Genomic DNA, 20,427 nt, shown 5'->3' with positions numbered 1-20,427 from the left:
GCCTCCGCAATCGAACAATAGTCTCCGGCGGGTGCAGCTTTCACTGCACCGCCTTCAACAACACTAATTGATATATAGGGGTATTAGTCAAACTAATCAGATCCGGCTGACGATGCCGCTTTCAACACGTTTGCGGTACGACCAGAAGAAGACGATTGGAAATACAAACAGGTTAAATATGGTATTGGTAATCAACCCGCCGATAACCACGATAGCTAGCGGTTTTGAGGCTTCGGAGCCGATACCATGGGACATTGCCGCAGGCAATAAACCGATTGCCGCCATCATGGCCGTCATTACTACCGGCCGCAGCCTGTCGGCCACGCCATCTTTTATAGCTACAGCAAACGATGTCCAATGGGTGTGGTGCCTCAATTCGGCGATGTTGCTTTTAAATTTGGAGATCAGGATAACCCCATTTTGCACACATATGCCAAACAGTGCGATAAATCCGATGCCCGCCGAAATATTAAAGTTAATGCCGGTAATTAACAATGCCAGTATGCCGCCCATAATGGCAAATGGCACATTGTTGAGCACCAGCAACGAATCCCTGAAGTTACCGAACAGGATGAACAGGATAAAGAAAATGATGAGCAAACTTATGGGCACTACCTCGCTCAATCTTTTGGTGGCGCGCTGCTGGTTTTCAAAGTCGCCGGCCCACTCAAGGGTATAGCCCTTTGGCAGGTTCAGGCGGGCATTTACCTTATCGCGCGCTTCTTTTACGGTGCTGCCCATATCCCTGCCGCGAATGGAGAACTTGATGGCTCCGTAACGCTGGTTATGGTCTCGGTAGATCATGCTGATACCAGTGATTTTTTGAATGGACGAGATTTCACGGAGGGGAACCGTATTGTTGTTCAGTGTGGGAACGCGGAGGTCACCTATCGATTCCTCATTGTTCCTGAAATCCTCCGGGTAACGGATCCGCAAGTCGAATTTTTGTTCGCCTTCATAAATTTGTGTAACGGCTTTGCCGCCTATGGCCATTTCAATTACTGCGTTGGCATCTGAAGCAGTTACGCCATACTGGGCCATTTTTTGCTGGTTCAGGTCTATTTGCAGTTCGGGCTGGCCCATATTGTGCATTACCCCAAGATCCTCGATCCCCTTCACTGTTTTTAAAACTGAATCGATCACCATTTCTTTGCTTTCGATATACTTGTAATTATCGCCAAACATTTTTACAACGATTGAGCCTTTAACGCCCGACACGGCTTCTTCCACATTATCAGAGATTGGCTGGGAAAAGTTAAGGTCGATACCGGGGAAATTTTTTAGTTTTTCCTGCATCCGCCGTATCAGCTGTTCTTTGGTCTCTTTTAATTTCCACTGGCCCTCCGGGTAAATATCCACATGGAATTCAATGTTATAAAAACCGGTTGCATCGGTACCGTCATTTGGCCTGCCTGTTTGCGACATTACCTGCTTTACCTCATCAAAGCTTAAAAAGATCCTGCGCATTTCATTAGCCAGTTTGACCGATTCTTTTAACGAAATACTTAAAGGGCCGGTAGCACGCACATATATCGCGCCTTCGTTCAATTCGGGCAAAAACTCGGTACCCAAAAGGCTAAAACAGCCCAGGCTAATCACCAGGGCTATAACCGTCACCGGGAAAACTATCCGGCGCCCTTTAAAGCAAAAACCATAAAAGCGCATGGCATTTTTGGTGATAAACTCAACAAAAACGTTGTGCCTTTCTTTTACATCTTTACGCAGCAAAACGCTGGCCAATGCCGGCACGAAGGTGAATGTTAAAATAACGGCGCCAAGCAGGGCGAAACCCAGGGTCCAGGCTAAAGGGGAGAACATTTTTCCTTCCACTTTCTCAAAACTAAAAATGGGCAACAGGCCTGTGATGATAATGAGTTTGGCAAAAAATATGCCTTTACCATTTACCAGCGCGGCCCGCTTGATTAAGCCCAACTTGCTCATTTTGTTGAATGCCGGCATGCCGATTTCTTTTGCCCTGTGATCAAGCACGACGAAGATCCCTTCTACCATTACCACTGCACCATCGATGATAATACCAAAGTCGATGGCCCCCATTGAAAGCAGGTTGGCTGACATGCCTTTTAATTTGAGGCAGATAAAAGCAAACAAAAGCGCCAGCGGAATGATGAGCGAAACGATGAGCGTGGTACGCCAATCGGCCATAAACAGGAAAACGATCACCGTTACTAAGATGATCCCCTCGGCCATATTGTGCAATACGGTATTGGTAGCAAAATTCACCAGGTCTTCACGGTCGTAAAATGTACTGAGTTTTACATCATCCGGTAAAATGGAGTGGTTGAGCTCGTATATTTTATCTTTAAGCGCTTTGATCACCATGCTGGGGTTGCCACCTTTGCGCATCACCACAATTCCTTCAACAACATCGGGGTCTTTATCCCGGCCAACCTGGCCAAGCCGCGGCAATGCCGATTCGGTTACTTCGGCAACTGTTTTTACATATATCGGTGTGCCCTTTATATTGTTGATGACTACATTTTTAATCTCATCAATATTGTTGAGCAAGCCTATCCCCCGCACGGCAAAAGCCTGGCCTCCCTGGTCGATCACATCCCCGCCAACGTTTACATTACTTTTTGATACGGCGTCGTACAGTTGCAAAGGGGTTACGTTATACTGCACCGCCTTCTGGGGGTCGATAGTGATCTGGTAGGTTTTCACTTGTCCGCCAAAACTATTTACATCAGCTACACCCGGCACAGCACGGATTTCCCGTGCTACCACCCAGTCTTCAAGTGTTTTTAATTCACGGGATGACCGTTTGTTGCTGGTTAAAGTAAACCTGTATATTTCGCCGGTTGGGCCATAAGGCGGCTCAATGGAGGGACTGACGCCATCAGGGAGGTCGGCATCGCCGATATGGTTATTTACCTGTAACCGGGCCTCCGGATAATCAATCCCGTCATCAAAAGTAATGGTCACCACCGAAAGGCCGAATAGAGATGACGACCTTATACTCACTTTTTTTTCAGCCGGGTTCAGGGCAAGCTCAATGGGCCGGGTAACAAATTTTTCAACCTCCTCAGCACTTCTGCCGGGCCATTGTGTTATAATAACAACAGATGTATTGGTAACGTCAGGAAAAGCATCAATACTGATAGTTTTAAAACTGATATATCCCGCAACAGCCATTAAGGCTGTTACAAAAAATATGAAAAATCTGTTTTTGAGTGCAAAAGCAAGTATATTTTTTATGAATTTATTCATGTTTTTATTTCGGATGTTCGATTGCAGATTTTCAAATTCCGGCTAATTCCGAAATGGAAAATCCGAAATCACAATCAGTCTTTAAGCGATTCGTATAAATACACCTGCCTGGAGGCGACAATCTTATCCCCCGGCTTTAGCCCGCTGCTGATATATGCTCTATCCTCAACCGTTTTCGCCACTTTAACCGGCTGGATATGTACTTTGGCTTTCCCGTCAATTACCACCGCATAATTTTTGTCGTTGTCAAAAACAAGGGCATTCCTATCGATAAATGGAAGCTCCTCTGCAGATTTGGCCTTGATCAGGATATTGGCGAACATACCGGGCTTGAGCAGATTACCAGGATTATTTATTTTGATCCGCGCATGCATTACCTTGTTATCCGGGTCGAGCATATTGTCGATCTTATCAATTTTGCCGGCAAACACTTTATTGGGATACGATAAAGCCGTGATCTTTACAGGATCGCCGGTCTGGATCTTTGAAATATCGGATTCATAAACATTAACCAGTACATATACGGTCGACAGATCGGCGATTGTAAAAAGGTTCTGGCTGTTATCGGCCCTTACCTGCGTGTTACTGGTCAGATTTTTTTCAACCAAAAACCCCGGAATGGGCGCCTTAACCTGGTATCCGTTCTCGTTGCTTTTATTGATGGAGATAACTGCGCCGGCACGCTTGCTTTCAGCAACAGCTTTCTGATAGTCAGATTGTGCCTGTTCCAAATCCTTTTGCGAGGCTAGGCCGCCTTTGTACATATCCTGGGTTGACTCCAATATGCGGCGTGTATTTCGTACATCAGCGGCCGATGAAATATAGTCCTTGGTATAACCGGCCATTTCGGGACTCCTTAATGTGGCCAGGGTTTGCCCCCTTTGTACGACATCGCCCAATTGCACTTTTACAATTCCGGCCACCCCGCTTACCATCGGAAATATTTTCACCATTTTAGTTTCATCAGGAGCAATATTGCCGGTTAATGTTATTTGTGATAACGCGCTTGCCGCCTGTACCGTATCAACCAGCAGGCTGCTCAGAAAACTGTCAGTAACCCGGAATTTGCTATCTTTTTCAGGTGTCTCCGCATGATGACAGCTCTGCAAAACCACCGCCGCGGCTATAAAAGCCGCAGCAATGGTTGTTATTTTCAAATAAGGGTACGTAGTCATTTTAATGGATTAGTTGTTAAAAAAGGGGGTTCCTGTAACATAATTAAGTTGCTCGAGCGTTACAATGCGGTTTAGCTCCAGCGCATTTAATTGCAGGGTATTGGTTTTATAGGAGTCGTAAAAATCAAGGAACTCCAATAAACCAATATTCCTTTTTTCATAGTTTTTAAAAACTTCCTGAATCAGGTGAGTAAAATTTTGTTTAAACCGGGGGTCGAAACTATTATATAATTTTTCGAGCCGCAGGGCGCCGCGGTACTCCGTTGCCAGGTCACTTTGCAGTTGGTCCTGCTGGCTTTGCAATTGCACCTTGCTTTGATCAATGGCAATACGTGCCTGTTTGATGTTCCCCTGGTTGCGGTTAAAAAACGGCAGGTTGAATTCCACCCCTGCGCCAATAAAATTGGTGCCGTAACCGCCATATTTATCATAATTAACCGATAAGGAGAAATCGGGAACTGCGGCTGCCTTTTGCAACTGCAGGTTCATATTGTTGTAATCAACGTTAATTTTTGCCAGCCTGAGATCATACCGGTTTGAATAGGCCGAATCGAGCATCGCCTGGTAGGATACCATTTCCACAATACTCTTTCCATCGAGGTCATAATTATACACCGGCTGGATGTAGGTATCCGGACTGACTTTTACCAGCATTTTAAATTCGCTTTGAACGGTATCAATACCCACCAGCAAGTTGTTGTATTCTGCCTGCAGGGTGTACAATTGCGACTGGATCCGCAGCACCTCTTTTTCGGCAACATTCCCTTTAATATATTGCTCTTTAAAAACAGTTAAGGTTTTTGCCAGGGAGCTGATTTCATCATTATAAACTTTTGCCGATTGCTCCTGGAAATAGATATTATAAAAATCATTCCTGAGCGTGAATTTCAACGTGCGCAGCAGGTCAAAAAACTGGTATTTAGCCTGATCGACACCAATTTTTGCCAGCTGTATATTCTTATTCCGCTTGCCGGCAGTTGTAAATAACTGCGAAATACTGAACGACTGGTCTTTAAAAGCCGGGCCCTGCATTACATCATTGGTATGGATTCCGTTATTGAAACTAAAATCAGGATTGGGAAATAAGCGGGCAGTAATTAACTGTGCGCCAGCGTTGTCAATATTATAACGTTGTATGATAATTTTCAGGTTATTTTTCAGAAACAGGTCTTCGGCTTGTGCGATGCTAACCTTTAAAGTATCAGGCGCCCCTTGTGCACAGGCTCTGAAAATCGTGAATATTACGCAAAATGAAACCAGGATTAAAGGACGAATAGCTATTTTGAACATGTTAATACAGATGGAACAAAGTTAAACCACCTGTATTAAAGCTTAATTAAAGGGAGATTAGAATACGGTTAGAATTCAGCGTTTGAATTGGATAGTAACAATGGTATGCCTGTCCGGAACAGAGTTAACCGCAATAGTGCCATTAAACAGGCTAATGATTTTGTAGGTTACATACAAACCTATTCCACTGCCATTATACCCTTCAACATTTTTTCCGCGGTAAAACGACTTAAAAATTTTTGCAATCTCCTCGGGTAATATACCGATCCCTGTATCTGTAATGTTGATCACAATTTCTTTATCATCAGCATAAAAATCGCATTGCACAGGCTTATTCCGCGAAAATTTATAAGCGTTGCCAATGATATTATTAAAAGCGATGGCCAGTAACGATTTGTTGGCCAGGAGCTGCAATTTTTCGGGATCTTCAGGCAGGTTCAATATATTAATGTTAAACATGCCTTTACCTTTTTTTGCCAGCCAATAGTCATTCAGCTCCCATATCAATTCATCCATAGCAACCGGCTTAAGGGCAGGCTGGGTATAGTTCATATCAACATTTGCCAATTCCAGCAGCACGGTAATGGTCCCGTTCAGCCTTTCAGCATCAGTTAAAACAGATTGCAGCACCTGTTCATATTCGGTATGAGACCGCAGTTTATTTAATGCGATCTCGATTTCACCTATAATGGTTGTTATGGGGGTCCTTAACTCATGTGAGGCATTGATGACAAAGGTTTGCTGTAGCTCGAACGCGTTTTCAAGGTGTTCCAATAACTGGTTAAAATTATGGGCAAGCGCACTTATTTCATCCCTGCCTTTGCCTTCATCAACGCGTAAACTCAGGTTTCCCGCGCTTACCTTCCGCATCTGATCAATAACCTTATCAATGGGCTGCAATGCCTTTTGCGCAAACCACCGGCTAATAAGAAACAAGCCTGCTGTTACACCTATCAATAGTATCGCCATACTTTTAACAAGGTCCTTTGTTCTTTTATTCCCTTCTACATCAACGGCCGAAACGAGAATTACAAAGTTGCCCTGGTTATCGTAATAATAAATCCCAGCGTTTTGCCGACCTCTTTCGGTAAATTCAATTTGTTTTCTTTTACGCACCTCATCTATCAGCGATGGCGCCCAAAATTGGCCCTTTTCATTTATAAAAGCTGCCCGGTTTTTATCATTATAAAACCGTATCACTTCATTGGGGAGGGCCTGCAGGTATCTTAATTTCACATGGCTTAATGAGTCGGCCGAAATTTCATCAGCCTCCAGGTAACGCTGCGCGGCAATATACGCCCGCACCATTAAATGATCGTAAAAATCGGATTTGACCAATGAATTATAAGTAATGCAGATGGCCACTTCAACAATTAGCAACACAATGGCACTTATGCTTGTAAAATAAAGGGATAGCCGGTTCTTAATCTTCATGGTTTTACACTGTAATGGCTTACAACACCGATCAAATGTCAAAGAGGATAAATACAAATATAGACATTATCTATTTTTAACCCTTTAAAACATAGCCCATTCCTATAACCGTATGGATCAATTTATTTTTGTGTCCTTTTTCAATTTTATTGCGCAAATAATTTACATAAACATCAATAAAATTGGTGCCCGTATCAAAATCAATTTTCCAAACCTGTTCGGCAATATATTCGCGGGATAATACCTTATTGGGATGCCGCAGAAACAACTCGAGCAGTGAAAACTCCTTTGACGTTAAAGCAACCTGTTTGCCGCCTCTTTCGGCGATATTGCTCCACGTGTCCAATTTCAGATCTTCAAATTCAAGGATATGTTCTTCCGTATCATTCACAATTTTCCTTCTCAGCAAGGCTTCGATACGTGCCAGCAATTCAATAAAGTGAAACGGCTTCACCAAATAATCGTCTGCCCCGGCCTTTAAGCCCGACACCTTGTTTTGAACCTGGTCAAGCGCGGTAAGCATCATGATGGGGGTTTTGGTATCTGTTTGCCGTATTTGCCGGCACAATTCAATCCCGCTGATATCGGGCAGCATAACGTCAAGGATCAGTAGATCAAATTCAGCCGTTTGCATCATTGCCTTTGCAGAAGCCCCATCCTTAGCCGTTTTTACCTTATAATTATTCTCTTCAAGGCCTTTGCAGATAAAGGCTGCTACTTTTTGCTCATCTTCTACTAAACAGATATTGGCCATAATAACAAATATGAGGAATATTTCGGATGCTGTATGTTTGGTTTACTAATCTAATCTAGTTATAATGTCTGAACTAAGATTCGTAGGATTAGAAGATTTTAGGATTGCCTGTCAATTTTAAACTCCTGTCATCTTGCTATTCTACGAACGAGGCCGCCCTATTGAATGCTGCAGAAAACAAATTACTTGCGACAACTTTTATTTTAGAATATTCTTTGTTGGATCACCGCCATAAACCTGTCTTTAAATTTTTCGCTTACCGGTATTTGTTTATTGGCTATATAAATGTGATTATCCTGTATTTTATTCAGTTGTTTGGTATTCACAATGTATGAATTATGCACCCTCACAAACGGCGGCGCCAGCTGCTCATCAATATCTTTTAAACGGCGATAAATCAGTATCTGGCTGGCGGCCGTAACAACGCGTACATATTCTTTTTCACCCTCAAAATACTGAATATCTTCCAGCAGGATTCTTCTTAATTCCTTGCCCGATTTCACGAAAAAATACTCGCTGCCAGTCGGGATTAATAATTTTTCATTGTCGGCCCTGCTGCAGAAATAAGCTTCGATCTTCTGCATAGCCGCCAGGAAACGTTTCAGGGTAATGGGTTTTAGCAGATAATCTATTGTTTGAAAAGAATAGCTTTCTGCAGCATATTCAGAATAAGCTGTGGTAAAAACTATTTTGGTTTCTTTTGACAGTAAGCCCGCCAGCTCCATACCCGTAAGCTGCGGCATATTGATATCCAGGAAAATAAAGTCCGGTTTATGATCTTTTAAAAACACCATCGCCTCCAGCGCGTCATAACACTTGGCTAAAAGCTCCCATTTGGTATTTTGATTAACCAGGATCTCCAGCAGGTTTACCGCATTCGGTTCGTCATCAATAATGATACAGCTTAAATTCATGTTAAAGGAACTTTTAAAAAGGCGGTGAAATAATTTCCTTCGTTTATGATATTCAGTTCGAAGTTATCGCCGTATAATAAATTCAGCCTTTTGCGCAGGTTTTTTATGCCAAAGCCGGTGTGTACGGCTGCGCCAGGCAAATCGTATATGCGGTTTTTAGTTTGAAAAAGCAGGTAACCGTCCTGCTGAACCAGTGACAATTCGATCTTATTTTCGCTGCTTGACTTATCAATGCCGTGCTTGAAAATATTTTCCACAAAGGTCATCAGCAGCATGGGTGGGATCCGCACCTCGGTATTGCACTCTTTTATAAAATCGAGGTCGATCTCATGCCTTATCCTGATCTTTTCAAGCACCATATAATTCTCCAGAAATTGGATCTCGGTGCTTAACGAAACTTCGTCTTTCGGGCTTTCATCAACAAAATAGCGCATAATATCCGATAAGCGTTCAATTAGTTTCGCAGTCCGCGGCGCCTCGCGGTAGGCTTCGTAATAAATATTATTGAGCGTGTTGAATAAAAAGTGTGGCTGCACCTGTGATTTTAATAGATTTAGCTCTGCCTGGCTTTTTTGCACCAATATTTTTTCAGATTGACGTTTCAGCTCAAAATAGGCCAGCGCCATACGAAAAATAAAGCTGAGCATATAGGTTAACAAACCCGCCACCGTAAAATTAATGATCGCTTCTACCGTCATTTTATCGGGCATGTTGGGGTAATAGGCATTATATAAGGCGGTGAGCGAGTACCCTCGTGATACTCCGGCGGCAGTTACCAGTATCACTACACAGATAACATAGGCTGCCTTTTGTCCTTTTTCATATAAAAGCGGGAACAGGAAACTGATGTTCCCGTAAATTACGATGGCATAAAACGAAATATTGATCAACGTATACAGGCAGGCATGAATAAACCCGCCTTCGGGAAGCACAGAAAAAAAAATAATTAAAACAACCGCAATCCAAACCAGCCACTGAAGCCGGATGATCGTCGGCATCCTTTCAATAAAATTCATTTTTAAATTTACAAAGCTTTTTTATTTCAGCTAACTGTTTTCAATAAACTGGCGGGTTTATTTAACGAATCAGGTTCGTGTTTGTATGGTGAAGCCGTATTATACCCTTTACAAGGCACCCCTTATGTGATAACGCCGTGTTGCTATAGCGTTAATGTCCGCCGGGTCGTCCCCCCGTTCAATACCATGCATTTCGCCCTTTTCCAGCTATTTGCAATATTGATTTTATATGCCAATTGGTTAAAAATACAAGCCTGCCTGTTGAATTCTTTTGCCCGGCAGCAGATTTAGCGCCAGTTTTAAATTGAAAAAATTATTCAAACAACATACTTAACACTTTTGATCATGAAAAAAATATTAATGGCCGTATTAATGGCGGCAATTTGCCAGCTTGCCTTTACCGGCACCTCGGTGGCCCAACTTAGCGCCCTGCCCGATGCCGGCAACAGGCGGGCAACTATCAGCGAAGGGATTGGCATTACAGAGGTAACTATTCATTACAACCGCCCGCATGTTAAAGGCCGCGAAGGAAAAATTTGGGGGCAACTCGTCCCTCCCGGCTATGTAGACCAGGGCTTCGGCACTTCAAAAGCAGCGCCATGGCGTGCCGGCGCTAATGAAAATACCTGGATTGAATTTTCGACAGATGTGATGATAGAAGGGCAGCCTTTACCTGCTGGCAAGTATGGCTTTTTTGTAGCCTATGACCCGAACGAGTGCACGCTGATCTTCTCAAAAAATTATACTTCGTGGGGCAGCTTTTTTTATAAACCTGAAGAGGACGCCTTGCGGGTAAAAGTAAAACCTGTACCCGCAGAAAAAAGCGTTGAATGGCTGAAATATGAATTTGCCGACCAACAACCCAACAGCGCTGTTGTGCAACTGCAATGGGAAAAACTGATCATTCCTTTTAAAGTTGAGGTGGATGTTGTCGGCACACAGCTTGCATCCTTCAGGAAAGAGCTACGGAGTGATAAAGGTTTTACCTGGGAGAGCTGGGACCAGGCGGCCGCATTTTGCGCACAGCATAAAACCAACCTTGATGAAGCTTTGCAATGGGCCGGCCAGGCAACCGGCCCTGATTTCGGCGGCAGCCAGAGCTTCCAGGCCTGGAGTACCCGGGCGATGGTACTTGACAGTTTAGGCAGAAGTACCGAAGCGGCAGAAGCCATGAAAAAAGCGCTTCCGTATGGCAGTATTAATGAATTGTACTTTTATGCAAGAGGACTGACCCGCGGTAAAAAAGGTAAAGAAGCCTTTGATGTGTTTAAATTGAACTATGACAAGCACCCTGATGAGTTTTTGACCAATGCAGGTATGGCAAGGGGCTATTCAGCCATCGGCGATTATAAAAAGGCATTGCCATACGCTCAAAAAGCCAGGACACAGGCAACAGGCACCTTCAACATCAATACGATGGACAAGATGATCAAAAATTTACAGGATGGGAAGGATGTTAATTAGTGATTGGAGACTGGTGATTATAGATTAGAAGAAGTCTGGAAGGCAGCAAAGTCCGAAAGAAAGAGGACGTTAGAACTTTCTAAAATGATCAACGACGCGCAGCGAATGACTCAATGACCCATACTATGATGCAACTTGTTCACTGGCTTTTACGTGAAGCTATTTTAGGGGTGAGCATCACCTGGTGCACCATTTTTTCATCGTTAGGGCAAAGTACCCAACCTTCGGTGGTGCCGCAAAATGTAATCGATACTAGCGCTCAACCCCTAGTATTTGCGCCAGGGGTTGTTTCAACGGCTTTTGAGGAGGCGGCGGCGACATTTTCGCCTGATGGCAATACCGTATATTTTTACCAGGGGACGATTTATAACACCGTGTGCTATTCAAAAAAAATCGATGGCAAATGGGCAAAGCCTGAAGTGGCGCCATTTTCGGGGCAGTACAGCGATTGGGACCCTTTTTTAAGTCCGGACGGCAAACGGTTGTTTTTTGTTTCGAGCCGTCCGCAGGATGACAAGTCATTAATTAAACCGAAAAAGAAGACGCATCTGTGGTATGCCGACCATCTGCAGGGTGATACCTGGTCGGCGCCGCATTTGCTGGACGCGCCTTTTAACCTCGATAGTGTAAATAATTTTGCACCCTCTGTAAGCCGTTCAGGTACGATTTGTTTTTGTTCGAGGGGAAGGGACGGACATGCGGGGATGGGCAGTTACTATGCCAAAAGGCTGGGCGACCATTATGATACGCCAAAACTGATGGCCCTAAACGGCAACGAGGAAACACAGGACCCTTTTATAGCGCCGGACGAACGCTATATCATATTTGTAAGCGGGGACAATGAGCTTTATATCAGTTACAGGCAGGGAGACGGATGGGCCACCGGGCAAAAGTTGGGGCCGCAGGTTAACAACGGCGACAGTATTTGGGACCCAACGGTATCACCCGATGGCAAAATGCTTTACTATACATCTGCCCGCGTTAAGGGATTTTATAAACGGGATCCGAAAGGGCCGGCATTGAATTATGATGGCCTGGAAAAAGAAATGGGAAGCATTTTTAACGGCAGAGGGAATATTTTGATGATCCCTGTCAATTTAAAAAACAACGCCAATTAGCATTATGGAAGTGTTGATCCTAATTGCCCTGTTATTTGCCGGAGGGTTGTTAAGCTACTTTATTAACGTTACGTTTAAGTTTGCTTACAAACTTGCCTGGGGATATGTTTTTATGGCGATGCTAATGGGTGTGAGTTCCTGGTTTGATTACCGGGCGGGCTTTAACAATGCTTTAATAAGCTGGGCGCTGCAGCTTACGAATAGCTGTTTTGAATTGGTGGGCCATTTGCTCTTGGGCTATTTGCTGATGAATATATTTTTAGCACTTACTTCGTCCGATACCGATGTGTGCCATACAAGAAAGATAGTCGGCTTAACCCTATGGGGCATGAGCATTATAACCGGCTTTGCATTCCTAACTGAAAGCTATTGGAAGGATGAAAATATGGGAAGAATGTGCTGCTTTTTTTCAACGTCGGGATATGCGCCCTGGTTTCTTTATTTTATAATGGCCGCCGAGGCGCTGGGGGGTTTAGGGATCCTGCTCCATTTTAAACTAAAAACCGGCCCCGTTGCCACCGCCGGTTTGATGCTGATTATGATCGGCGCACTTTATACCCATAACCAAAATCACGACCCGCTTTCCGCATCTTACGATGCTATAGCTGCGTTTATAACGCTGGGGATATTGCAGGTGGTTTATTATTTTGAACAGTTGGTTAATCCGAAGGCAATGGATTTTACTGCCGTCGGTAACATATTGCAATCGAAAGACGCCAATTAACCAGTATATTTATTCTGGCAAAGTGTTAGTCAAAATATTACCTCTTCCACATCAAATAAAACTTTATAAACCTCAAAATATAGATACCTTTAGATGCTCGTTTACCGGTTGGCCCGAAAAGTAAGCGGAAAAAAATATCAAAAAGAATAGCTATGGATGCGATCAAAGACCTCAGGCTTGCCGTTTTAATAGACGCGGATAATGTTCCTTATGCCAATGTAAAACAAATGTTTGAGGAAATAGCCAAGTACGGCACGCCTACGTTTAAACGGATCTATGCCGACTGGACGAAACCAACCGTTTCGGGATGGAAAACAGTTTTGCTGGAAAATGCCATCACGCCCATACAACAGTACAGCTACTCCACCGGCAAAAACTCGAGCGACAGCGCCATGATTATTGATGCGATGGATATTTTATACTCGGGCAAGGTAGATGGCTTTTGCATTGTATCAAGCGATAGTGATTTTACGCGCCTCGCTATCAGGCTGCGTGAGGCCGGCATGAAAGTGATTGGCATAGGTGAGAAAAAAACATTGATCCCCTTTATTACCGCCTGCGACAAGTTTATCTATATTGAAATATTGAAGGAAGATGCCGCGGCCACGCCCGACGAAGACAGGAAGACCCGGCCTTCGAAGAAACGCGGAAGCCCAAAATCGGCGCCAATAGATAAAGTAGGCCAGGAACTGGTAAAGCTGTTACGGGATAGTATTGCCGACATCGCCGATGAAAACGGATGGGCGCATTTAGGGAACCTGGGCACACAGATCCTGAAAAAGAAACCCGATTTCGACTCAAGAAATTACGGGTTTGCCAAAATGCTGCCTTTAATCAAAAGCCTTAATAAATTTGATTTTGATGAAAGAGAATCAGGCAAGGGAAACAATAAACATGTTTATGTTAAAATAAAGTAGAAAAACACTAACGCTTATTCAACAATATCATAGGCCCGGACCGGCTCTTTTTTCGACTGCTTATATTTATACAGAAAATAAAAGGTAAACCGGTAAAGTATATACACAACAACCGGCGCAGTAACTACGTCAATAGTATAATGAATATGCTGTACCAACAAAAGGTAGGCTACCGTTATAGTAGCTAAAAGGCCTATTATTTTATCAACGGGCTTCTCCAGGCATAAAAATATAAGCATGAGGGTAGCCGTATGGCCTGAAAAAAAAAGGTCTTTAGTTACTGACGCTTCCCCGTAAAACGCGCCACTCAGCGGATCAGATAATGGAATTAAGCCTACCGGGGGCGACAGCGGCACCATACTGATACATAAAACCCGTGCAACGGTAACCATGGCCAGGGTTAAACAATAGGTAATAAAAATAGAAGGTTTATGTATCGCCCTGTATAATATCAGCAGGATCATTGACCATATAATGATAAATATCAATACAGAAACATTATGTGGCGCTATGTTAGCTAACACCCGGTCATGTAAAACCACCCCATTCCGTTTTTCAATAAAAGCAAAAAAATGAGGAAGAAAAATAGAAAAAACGGGAATAAGCACCATAATCGCCGTCAACTGCAGGCGCTTAACCGGGGAGTTCCAGGTTTCCTTCCAGATTTCTAGTATAGACGTTTTCTGCATATGACTGTTAGACGCAATTAATGCGCAAAAGTAACAATAGATAAATTATTAAGAAAAGTTTAATTTCATGTAAAATAATCTGCGTGTAAAATAACACCAAATTACAATGCAACTTAATTGCATTTTTACGATATTTGCAACATGATTTTTGAAAAAGGCAACTCGAAATTGGATAGCGTAGGGATGACCGCCTCAGTATTATGCGCTATTCATTGTGCGATTGTACCCATACTGATCACTTTTTTACCATTGGTTGGTTTGGGCTTTTTAGCAAACCCGGTGCTTGAATGGAGTATGATTATTTTTGCATTTTTCATCGGAGTATACGCGATAGGTTTATCCTATACACATACCCATCATAAGCCTTTGCCGGTTTTTTTACTGATTGGAGGCTTCGTGATTATCATCATCGGGCACGTATTTGTTTCCGGTTGGCATGAGGCGCTGGTAGTTCCTATAGGGGGGTTAATGATCGCCACGGCTCATTTTTTTAATTTCAGGTACAGCGGCAGCTGCCGGCAGAGCGGGCATTCGCACTACCACTTAGGCGATAGCCAGCATAAACACTAACCTGAAAAACTCAAAAAACAGTATTGACGTAGCAAGTGCCATAACGACTATACAGGGTTAAATATTCATTAGAAAATCGGGCAGATTAAAATTCTATCATTATTCTTTTTACCTTTGCCCGTACATTTTATCTCAGCTTCAATGATACAAACATCTGATACTAAGTTTGAAGCATTGCTTGAAAAGCACCACCTCAAAAAAACAGGACCGCGATTAAAGGTGTTGTCAATGTTAGCCGCAAAAAACGTAGCCACTTCGCAGCCTGATCTCGAAAGCGTGCTGGACGATATAGACCGGGTAACACTATACCGGATACTGAATGCTTTTGAAGAAAAAGGTATTATCCATAAAGTATTTGACTTAAATGGAACTGCTAACTATGCAATGTGCTCTTCCAATTGTGAAGAAAATCATCATCATGATGAACACCTGCATTTTAATTGCACCATTTGCAATAATGTATATTGCCTTGACGAGCTAAACCTCCCTGCTTTAAATCTCCCCAATGGCTTTAAGCCAACCGGGTTTACGTTGTATGCAACAGGCGTGTGCCCCAAATGCAATAAACTTGCGGCAAAAAAAGCGAGTTAAAACAATTTTTTTAATTAACCCTTATCCAGTTAATGATTAAATACCTTAAAAGTTTAAAGGTATCGGTAAGCTTTTGGCTAACCTTACTTTTAACATTAATTGGCTACATGGCCACAGGGCAGCAATCAAAACCAGCGTTTAAATTCAAAACGGTTGTAATTGATGCAGGACACGGCGGCAAAGACCCCGGCGCCCACGGCTCCTATTCCCTTGAAAAAAACGTCGCGCTTGCAATTGCCAAAAAAGTTGATCAGCTGATAGAAAACACGATGCCCGGGCTGAAGGTAATCATGACCCGCACATCCGACAGGTTTATTCCTTTAAACCGGCGCGCCGGAATAGCCAATGAAAACAATGCCAACCTGTTTATTTCTATCCATTGCAATTCATCGCCTGAAGGTACCGCCGAAAGAATGCATAAAGAAAGGGGGGTAATGCTGCTCGTTTATGGTTTTCACCGAAAAGAAGAGCAAATGGAGGCCTTAAGGGAAAACGCGTCGATCTATATTGAAAAAGATTACCAGAAAAATTATGGCGGGTACAGCGAAAGCGACCCAACTTCGCTCATCGTGCTAAATACCTTTATGCAAAAATACCGCAAGCAAAGCATTTTATATGGGCAACTATTGAATAACGAGTTTGTAAATGAAGACGGTAGGCACAGCCGTGGCGTTAAGGAACAAGGTGTTTTGGTTTTGGCCCACAGCGCCATGCCCGCCGTATTGGTTGAAACAGGCTATATTAATAACCCGGCTGAAGAAAAATATTTAAACTCACAGGCAGGGCAGGAGGCCATTGCAGCCGCAATAGTACATGCCTTGAAAGTTTACAGGGAACAGATTGACAGCCGTTAACTTGTGAGGTACAGGAACCGTTTTTGCTAATTGAGATTGCAACGCCGATCAATATCAACCTTAAAAATGCAGCATTTTTAATTTGACATTTTTTGAAGATTTTTTGACGACCAGTGCAAATTCCTCAGTTTCCATTTTTTACCATCGAAGTGTACGGTTCCGGTAAAATAACCATCAGCAGAAAGTGTTTTACCATCTGACATTACAATATCTTCATGAAACGTGGCTCCAATATTGCCAGGGATGGTCTAAGCGGGTCAATCTTCACATTTTTCCATTGCAAGCTGATCTTTGGCATTAATTTAATAAGGGTGTTTTTTACAAATGATACAGCTGATGGATAATCCTTTAATGCCAGCTGCCCGTCATTCGCCATAAAAAAAAACGCATCGTTTTCAAAATAATCAAGCCAGGCAACCTGGCCCTTAACGGAAACGCCCTTTGAGATATTCGCCGCCATAAGGGTAAAGCTTTCTTTTACAACGGCGCTTTCATTGGCAGTGGGTTGACCGCTGTTATTTTTGCAGGAAATGAAAAGACTGGTGGTCCTATGGAAATATAAAACAAATAAAAAAGGAAATTGTTGATTCTTTCAAGTAATAAAATTAATCATTAATTAAAATCAATTTTAGTTATTAAATCATTAAAGCTATGAAAAAGTTATTTTGTATGGTTGCTTTAGCAGCAATCTCCTTCGGCAGCGTATATGCGCACAGTGCCGTTACTACAAACAGGCATGTAATGCAAAATGATACCACTAAAAAGAAAAAAACAAAAAGAGATTCTACAAAAAGGAAAAAGGACTCTACTGACGTAAAACAGCAAATTAAACGAAAGTAACAACCACAAAAAACTCCCCGGGATGCCGGGGAGTTTTTATTTATATCGTTAAACTTTCTCCAATCGGCAGCAATTTCAAGTTGAGATCTGCTTTTTTAAATTTTTCGCTCACTTCCTCTTTATCAATTTTTATTACCGGGAAAGTGTCATAATGCATTCCTATAACATTTTTACAGTTTATAAAGCCGGCAGCTTTTATGGCATCATCTGCACCCATAGTGTAATTATCGCCGATAGGTAAAATTGCATAATCAAGGTTTTCATCCGCCAGTAGTTTCATATCAAGGGTAAGCGCGGTATCGCCGGCAAAATAAAGTTTTTTCCCTTCAGAAAAGATCACAAAGCCAGCCGGGTTACCGCCATAGGCACCATCCGGCATTGAACTTGAATGCAGCGCATAAACCATTTTTACCCTGCCGAAATCAAAATTAAAGCCGCCGCCAAAATTCATACCGTGCACGTTGTCAATACCTTTGTTATTTAACCAGCCCGCAATATCGGCAATGCAAATAACCTTCGCTCCGCTGTTTTTTTGAATCGTTTCCAGGTCGGCCATGTGGTCGCCATGCCCGTGCGAGAGCAAAATATAATCAGGTTTTAAGCTATTGATATCAATTGCCGCCGCCAGGGCATTGTGAGAAATAAAAGGATCAAAAAGCAATTTTTTGCCGCCAGTTTCCACCTCAAAAGAAGAATGGCCATAATAAGTGATTTTCATTATAGGTGTTTTTTTGTTTTACTGTTGAATATTGAAGAAAAATATCTTCATCTTTCAAAATTCGATATTAAACACTCAATAATCAAAAAAAGCAAGGTGGTTTATTTACGGTTCCCGGCCTATTTTAAGTAAATTGCTTTTTTATGACGCATGCTTTTTTATTTCAAAAATAAATTTCCGCAACTTAATAAATATTGGGATAAATACCTCCCGTTTCAAAAACAGGTGGAATTGCAATCCCGTGCTGTTTTATTGGAAGAGGGGGCAATTGCAAAGCAATATTTTTTTGTTAAAGAAGGATGCTTGCGCGCTTGTTTCAATAACAATGACGAAGATAAAACAGTGCAATTCTTTTTTGAAAACGAAGGGCTTTCTTCGCTGGAAAGCTTTATGACAAACAAGCCGAGTGCTTTTACGATAGAAACGATAGAACCTTCAACAGTTTACGCATTGGATAAAGATCATTTTTTTAATTTGATAGATGAGCTAAGCAATGAACGTAATTTCTTTTATATCCTGATGGAAATCTCAGCTGCAAGGCAATTTCATTATATGAACGAATTTGTTTCGTTTATCCGTGATTCACCGGAACAACGCTATTTAAACCTGCTGCACCACCGTCCTCATATTATAAAGCGGGTGCCCCTCCATTTTATCGCCTCGTACCTTGGTGTCAGCCGTGTGCATCTGAGCCGGATAAAGGCGAAACTGGCACGAACAAAATAAATAGCACCTTTTCATTTGGTAACAAATGTTACCGGCTTGTTTGCACGCGGCAATATAACTTTGCGGTAACTAGAAAATTATGAAAGCAGCAGTAATATACGAAGGATCAGGAGCGCCTGAATATGTGGATTTTCCGGAACCGGAAGTAAAAAATACAGATGAATTGCTGGTATCGGTTAAAGCATCTGCAATAAAACATCTCGACAAGAGCCGTGCCCGGGGCACACACTATTCATCTGCGGGTAAACCACGGGTTGCCCGGGTAATTGGGGGAGACGGGATTTGCACGTTGGCTGATGGTACCCGGGTTTACAGCATGGGCATAACCGGGATGTTAGCAGAGCGGGCCGTAATTGAAAAGCGCAGGATGGTACCTGTCCCCGAAGGGCTGGATGATGCCACCGCAGCGGCTTTACCAAACGCCGTAATCGGCGCTGCTATGGCCTTGAAATTCAGGGCGAACATCCAACCAGGTGACACGGTGTTGATTAATGGCGCCACTGGCTTTACAGGGCGCGTTGCCGTTCAGATTGCAAAGTATTATGGCGCTAAAACGGTGATCGCCACCGGCAGAAATCAACGGTCATTAAATGAACTCTTGAACCTGGGCGCTGATGAGATGGTGCCAATTCAACCAGACGACGCTCAATTTATGAACAGGGTAAAAGCGTTACATCAAATAAACCCGGTCAACGTAGTGATTGATTATTTATGGGGGCATACAGCAGAGCTAATACTCTCAAGCCTGAAAGGCGATGGTTCATTCAGCGCAAATACCCGCTATGTGTCTGTTGGAAGCATGACGGGTGACCTTATTCAATTGTCGGCCGCAACCCTTAAAAGTGTTAATTTGCAGTTATCCGGGTCTGGACTGGGAAGCTGGACAAAAGCCCAGGTCGACTTATTATTTTCCGCGATATTGCCTGAAATGTTTCAGCTTGCCGCGTCAGGCCGGTTAAAAATTCAAACTAGTAAAGTAAAGCTTGCCGACATTGCCGGAATATGGAATCTTGAGGTACCCGACGGGCATCGACTCGTTGTTATGATATAGCACTGTTCATGCCGGCAGGCAAAAAGCCTGCCGGCATGAACAGTGCTTTTTAAAACAATCCGCCCAGTCCGCCAAACATTTCTTTGGTCATCGCGGCCATTTCACTCTGGCTTACATTGTCAGCCAGGTCCATCGCTTTATTTATCGCGATGATCAGCAGTTCTTCTAATTGCTCCTTATCGGCCTCCTTAAAAAGTTCGTCGGCGATAACAACAGATTGAACCACTTTATTACCGTTAGCGGTAACAGAAATTTTGCCGCCCTCGGCAACGCCGGTTACGGTAATGGCATCCAGCCTCTTTTTTACTTCGCCCGCTTTTTGCTGGGCCTGCATTAGTTTATCAAACATGCTTT

21 protein-coding genes are annotated in these 20,427 nt (G+C 43.0%); 10 read left to right on the top strand and 11 right to left on the bottom strand.

What is annotated here, in order from left to right:
- Positions 1 to 96: 96 nt before the first annotated feature.
- From MgSA37_RS00935 to MgSA37_RS00905, 7 genes are all read right to left on the bottom strand, one after another.
- The gene (locus MgSA37_RS00935) at positions 97 to 3,228 is read right to left on the bottom strand and encodes an efflux RND transporter permease subunit (RefSeq protein WP_096349406.1); all 3,132 of its coding nucleotides are present in this window, start codon (positions 3,226 to 3,228) and stop codon (positions 97 to 99) included.
- Between the two features lie 74 nt (positions 3,229 to 3,302).
- On the bottom strand, positions 3,303 to 4,403 hold the full coding sequence (locus tag MgSA37_RS00930; RefSeq protein WP_096349405.1) for an efflux RND transporter periplasmic adaptor subunit: 1,101 nt from the start codon (positions 4,401 to 4,403) through the stop codon (positions 3,303 to 3,305).
- Positions 4,404 to 4,412: 9 nt separating this feature from the next.
- Complete coding sequence (locus tag MgSA37_RS00925) at positions 4,413 to 5,693, bottom strand: TolC family protein (RefSeq protein ID WP_096349404.1); 1,281 nt, start codon at positions 5,691 to 5,693, stop codon at positions 4,413 to 4,415.
- A 75-nt stretch (positions 5,694 to 5,768) separates the two neighbouring features.
- Positions 5,769 to 7,127, bottom strand: a complete 1,359-nt coding sequence (locus MgSA37_RS00920; RefSeq protein WP_096349403.1) for a sensor histidine kinase — start codon at positions 7,125 to 7,127, stop codon at positions 5,769 to 5,771.
- A 76-nt stretch (positions 7,128 to 7,203) separates the two neighbouring features.
- Positions 7,204 to 7,881 carry a response regulator transcription factor gene (locus tag MgSA37_RS00915; protein WP_096349402.1) on the bottom strand — a complete coding sequence of 226 codons (678 nt, stop codon included), beginning with the start codon at positions 7,879 to 7,881 and terminating at the stop codon, positions 7,204 to 7,206.
- 203 nt (positions 7,882 to 8,084) lie between these two features.
- Positions 8,085 to 8,795 carry a LytR/AlgR family response regulator transcription factor gene (locus MgSA37_RS00910; RefSeq protein ID WP_096349401.1) on the bottom strand — a complete coding sequence of 237 codons (711 nt, stop codon included), beginning with the start codon at positions 8,793 to 8,795 and terminating at the stop codon, positions 8,085 to 8,087.
- Positions 8,792 to 9,811, bottom strand: coding sequence for a sensor histidine kinase (locus MgSA37_RS00905; protein ID WP_096349400.1), 1,020 nt, complete (start codon positions 9,809 to 9,811; stop codon positions 8,792 to 8,794). Before MgSA37_RS00905 ends, MgSA37_RS00910 begins: the two co-directional genes overlap by 4 nt.
- A gap of 345 nt (positions 9,812 to 10,156) precedes the next feature.
- Between MgSA37_RS00905 and MgSA37_RS00895 the strand changes: the two genes are divergently transcribed.
- The 4 genes from MgSA37_RS00895 to MgSA37_RS00880 all read left to right on the top strand — a co-directional run bounded on the left by MgSA37_RS00895 (position 10,157) and on the right by MgSA37_RS00880 (position 14,034).
- Positions 10,157 to 11,275: a DUF2911 domain-containing protein gene (locus MgSA37_RS00895; RefSeq protein WP_096349398.1), complete on the top strand. Its 1,119-nt coding sequence runs from the start codon at positions 10,157 to 10,159 to the stop codon at positions 11,273 to 11,275.
- A gap of 125 nt (positions 11,276 to 11,400) precedes the next feature.
- A complete protein-coding gene (locus MgSA37_RS00890) occupies positions 11,401 to 12,393 on the top strand; it encodes a TolB family protein (protein WP_172885276.1) in 993 nt (330 codons plus the stop codon).
- Between the two features lie 4 nt (positions 12,394 to 12,397).
- The gene (locus MgSA37_RS00885; RefSeq protein WP_096349396.1) at positions 12,398 to 13,117 is read left to right on the top strand and encodes a DoxX family protein; all 720 of its coding nucleotides are present in this window, start codon (positions 12,398 to 12,400) and stop codon (positions 13,115 to 13,117) included.
- Between the two features lie 152 nt (positions 13,118 to 13,269).
- Positions 13,270 to 14,034 carry an NYN domain-containing protein gene (locus MgSA37_RS00880; RefSeq protein ID WP_096349395.1) on the top strand — a complete coding sequence of 255 codons (765 nt, stop codon included), beginning with the start codon at positions 13,270 to 13,272 and terminating at the stop codon, positions 14,032 to 14,034.
- Positions 14,035 to 14,048: 14 nt separating this feature from the next.
- On the opposite strand, the gene MgSA37_RS00875 is transcribed toward MgSA37_RS00880, so the two are convergent.
- The gene (locus MgSA37_RS00875) at positions 14,049 to 14,723 is read right to left on the bottom strand and encodes a phosphatase PAP2-related protein (protein WP_096349394.1); all 675 of its coding nucleotides are present in this window, start codon (positions 14,721 to 14,723) and stop codon (positions 14,049 to 14,051) included.
- Positions 14,724 to 14,864: 141 nt separating this feature from the next.
- On the opposite strand from MgSA37_RS00875, the gene MgSA37_RS00870 reads away from it, so the two are divergent.
- The 3 genes from MgSA37_RS00870 to MgSA37_RS00860 all read left to right on the top strand — a co-directional run bounded on the left by MgSA37_RS00870 (position 14,865) and on the right by MgSA37_RS00860 (position 16,738).
- Entirely contained in the window at positions 14,865 to 15,293 is a 429-nt protein-coding gene (locus MgSA37_RS00870; protein WP_096349393.1) for a MerC domain-containing protein, read from the top strand.
- Positions 15,294 to 15,434: 141 nt separating this feature from the next.
- Positions 15,435 to 15,884, top strand: a complete 450-nt coding sequence (locus MgSA37_RS00865) for a Fur family transcriptional regulator (protein WP_096349392.1) — start codon at positions 15,435 to 15,437, stop codon at positions 15,882 to 15,884.
- A gap of 32 nt (positions 15,885 to 15,916) precedes the next feature.
- Complete coding sequence (locus MgSA37_RS00860; RefSeq protein ID WP_096349391.1) at positions 15,917 to 16,738, top strand: N-acetylmuramoyl-L-alanine amidase family protein; 822 nt, start codon at positions 15,917 to 15,919, stop codon at positions 16,736 to 16,738.
- Between the two features lie 202 nt (positions 16,739 to 16,940).
- On the opposite strand, the gene MgSA37_RS00855 is transcribed toward MgSA37_RS00860, so the two are convergent.
- A complete protein-coding gene (locus tag MgSA37_RS00855) occupies positions 16,941 to 17,198 on the bottom strand; it encodes a hypothetical protein (RefSeq protein WP_096349390.1) in 258 nt (85 codons plus the stop codon).
- A gap of 191 nt (positions 17,199 to 17,389) precedes the next feature.
- Here MgSA37_RS00855 and MgSA37_RS00850 point away from each other — a divergent pair, with 191 nt between their 5' ends.
- Positions 17,390 to 17,578, top strand: a complete 189-nt coding sequence (locus MgSA37_RS00850) for a hypothetical protein (protein WP_096349389.1) — start codon at positions 17,390 to 17,392, stop codon at positions 17,576 to 17,578.
- A 40-nt stretch (positions 17,579 to 17,618) separates the two neighbouring features.
- Here MgSA37_RS00850 and MgSA37_RS00845 read toward each other — a convergent pair whose 3' ends face one another.
- The gene (locus MgSA37_RS00845) at positions 17,619 to 18,296 is read right to left on the bottom strand and encodes a metal-dependent hydrolase (RefSeq protein ID WP_096349388.1); all 678 of its coding nucleotides are present in this window, start codon (positions 18,294 to 18,296) and stop codon (positions 17,619 to 17,621) included.
- Positions 18,297 to 18,446: 150 nt separating this feature from the next.
- Here MgSA37_RS00845 and MgSA37_RS00840 point away from each other — a divergent pair, with 150 nt between their 5' ends.
- Both MgSA37_RS00840 and MgSA37_RS00835 read left to right on the top strand, forming a co-directional pair.
- Complete coding sequence (locus tag MgSA37_RS00840) at positions 18,447 to 19,022, top strand: Crp/Fnr family transcriptional regulator (protein ID WP_096349387.1); 576 nt, start codon at positions 18,447 to 18,449, stop codon at positions 19,020 to 19,022.
- 79 nt (positions 19,023 to 19,101) lie between these two features.
- The gene (locus MgSA37_RS00835) at positions 19,102 to 20,073 is read left to right on the top strand and encodes a quinone oxidoreductase family protein (protein WP_096349386.1); all 972 of its coding nucleotides are present in this window, start codon (positions 19,102 to 19,104) and stop codon (positions 20,071 to 20,073) included.
- Positions 20,074 to 20,122: 49 nt separating this feature from the next.
- On the opposite strand, the gene MgSA37_RS00830 is transcribed toward MgSA37_RS00835, so the two are convergent.
- A complete protein-coding gene (locus MgSA37_RS00830) occupies positions 20,123 to 20,422 on the bottom strand; it encodes a YbaB/EbfC family nucleoid-associated protein (RefSeq protein WP_096349385.1) in 300 nt (99 codons plus the stop codon).
- Between the last annotated feature and the right edge of the window lie 5 nt (positions 20,423 to 20,427).

The organism is Mucilaginibacter gotjawali, assembly GCF_002355435.1.
In the GTDB taxonomy this organism is placed as follows: Bacteria; Bacteroidota; Bacteroidia; order Sphingobacteriales; family Sphingobacteriaceae; genus Mucilaginibacter; species Mucilaginibacter gotjawali.
This window is presented reverse-complemented; position numbering and strand designations above follow the sequence as displayed.

What these genes read in the sequence shown, in the direction of transcription:
- MgSA37_RS00935 (WP_096349406.1), bottom strand. Translation starts at nt 3,228, where the DNA reads ATGAATAAATTCATAAAAAATATACTTGCTTTTGCACTCAAAAACAGA.
- MgSA37_RS00930 (WP_096349405.1), bottom strand. Translation starts at nt 4,403, where the DNA reads ATGACTACGTACCCTTATTTGAAAATAACAACCATTGCTGCGGCTTTT.
- MgSA37_RS00925 (WP_096349404.1), bottom strand. Translation starts at nt 5,693, where the DNA reads ATGTTCAAAATAGCTATTCGTCCTTTAATCCTGGTTTCATTTTGCGTA.
- MgSA37_RS00920 (WP_096349403.1), bottom strand. Translation starts at nt 7,127, where the DNA reads ATGAAGATTAAGAACCGGCTATCCCTTTATTTTACAAGCATAAGTGCC.
- MgSA37_RS00915 (WP_096349402.1), bottom strand. Translation starts at nt 7,881, where the DNA reads ATGGCCAATATCTGTTTAGTAGAAGATGAGCAAAAAGTAGCAGCCTTT.
- MgSA37_RS00910 (WP_096349401.1), bottom strand. Translation starts at nt 8,795, where the DNA reads ATGAATTTAAGCTGTATCATTATTGATGACGAACCGAATGCGGTAAAC.
- MgSA37_RS00905 (WP_096349400.1), bottom strand. Translation starts at nt 9,811, where the DNA reads ATGAATTTTATTGAAAGGATGCCGACGATCATCCGGCTTCAGTGGCTG.
- MgSA37_RS00895 (WP_096349398.1), top strand. Translation starts at nt 10,157, where the DNA reads ATGAAAAAAATATTAATGGCCGTATTAATGGCGGCAATTTGCCAGCTT.
- MgSA37_RS00890 (WP_172885276.1), top strand. Translation starts at nt 11,401, where the DNA reads ATGATGCAACTTGTTCACTGGCTTTTACGTGAAGCTATTTTAGGGGTG.
- MgSA37_RS00885 (WP_096349396.1), top strand. Translation starts at nt 12,398, where the DNA reads ATGGAAGTGTTGATCCTAATTGCCCTGTTATTTGCCGGAGGGTTGTTA.
- MgSA37_RS00880 (WP_096349395.1), top strand. Translation starts at nt 13,270, where the DNA reads ATGGATGCGATCAAAGACCTCAGGCTTGCCGTTTTAATAGACGCGGAT.
- MgSA37_RS00875 (WP_096349394.1), bottom strand. Translation starts at nt 14,723, where the DNA reads ATGCAGAAAACGTCTATACTAGAAATCTGGAAGGAAACCTGGAACTCC.
- MgSA37_RS00870 (WP_096349393.1), top strand. Translation starts at nt 14,865, where the DNA reads ATGATTTTTGAAAAAGGCAACTCGAAATTGGATAGCGTAGGGATGACC.
- MgSA37_RS00865 (WP_096349392.1), top strand. Translation starts at nt 15,435, where the DNA reads ATGATACAAACATCTGATACTAAGTTTGAAGCATTGCTTGAAAAGCAC.
- MgSA37_RS00860 (WP_096349391.1), top strand. Translation starts at nt 15,917, where the DNA reads ATGATTAAATACCTTAAAAGTTTAAAGGTATCGGTAAGCTTTTGGCTA.
- MgSA37_RS00855 (WP_096349390.1), bottom strand. Translation starts at nt 17,198, where the DNA reads ATGGCGGCGAATATCTCAAAGGGCGTTTCCGTTAAGGGCCAGGTTGCC.
- MgSA37_RS00850 (WP_096349389.1), top strand. Translation starts at nt 17,390, where the DNA reads ATGAAAAAGTTATTTTGTATGGTTGCTTTAGCAGCAATCTCCTTCGGC.
- MgSA37_RS00845 (WP_096349388.1), bottom strand. Translation starts at nt 18,296, where the DNA reads ATGAAAATCACTTATTATGGCCATTCTTCTTTTGAGGTGGAAACTGGC.
- MgSA37_RS00840 (WP_096349387.1), top strand. Translation starts at nt 18,447, where the DNA reads ATGCTTTTTTATTTCAAAAATAAATTTCCGCAACTTAATAAATATTGG.
- MgSA37_RS00835 (WP_096349386.1), top strand. Translation starts at nt 19,102, where the DNA reads ATGAAAGCAGCAGTAATATACGAAGGATCAGGAGCGCCTGAATATGTG.
- MgSA37_RS00830 (WP_096349385.1), bottom strand. Translation starts at nt 20,422, where the DNA reads ATGTTTGATAAACTAATGCAGGCCCAGCAAAAAGCGGGCGAAGTAAAA.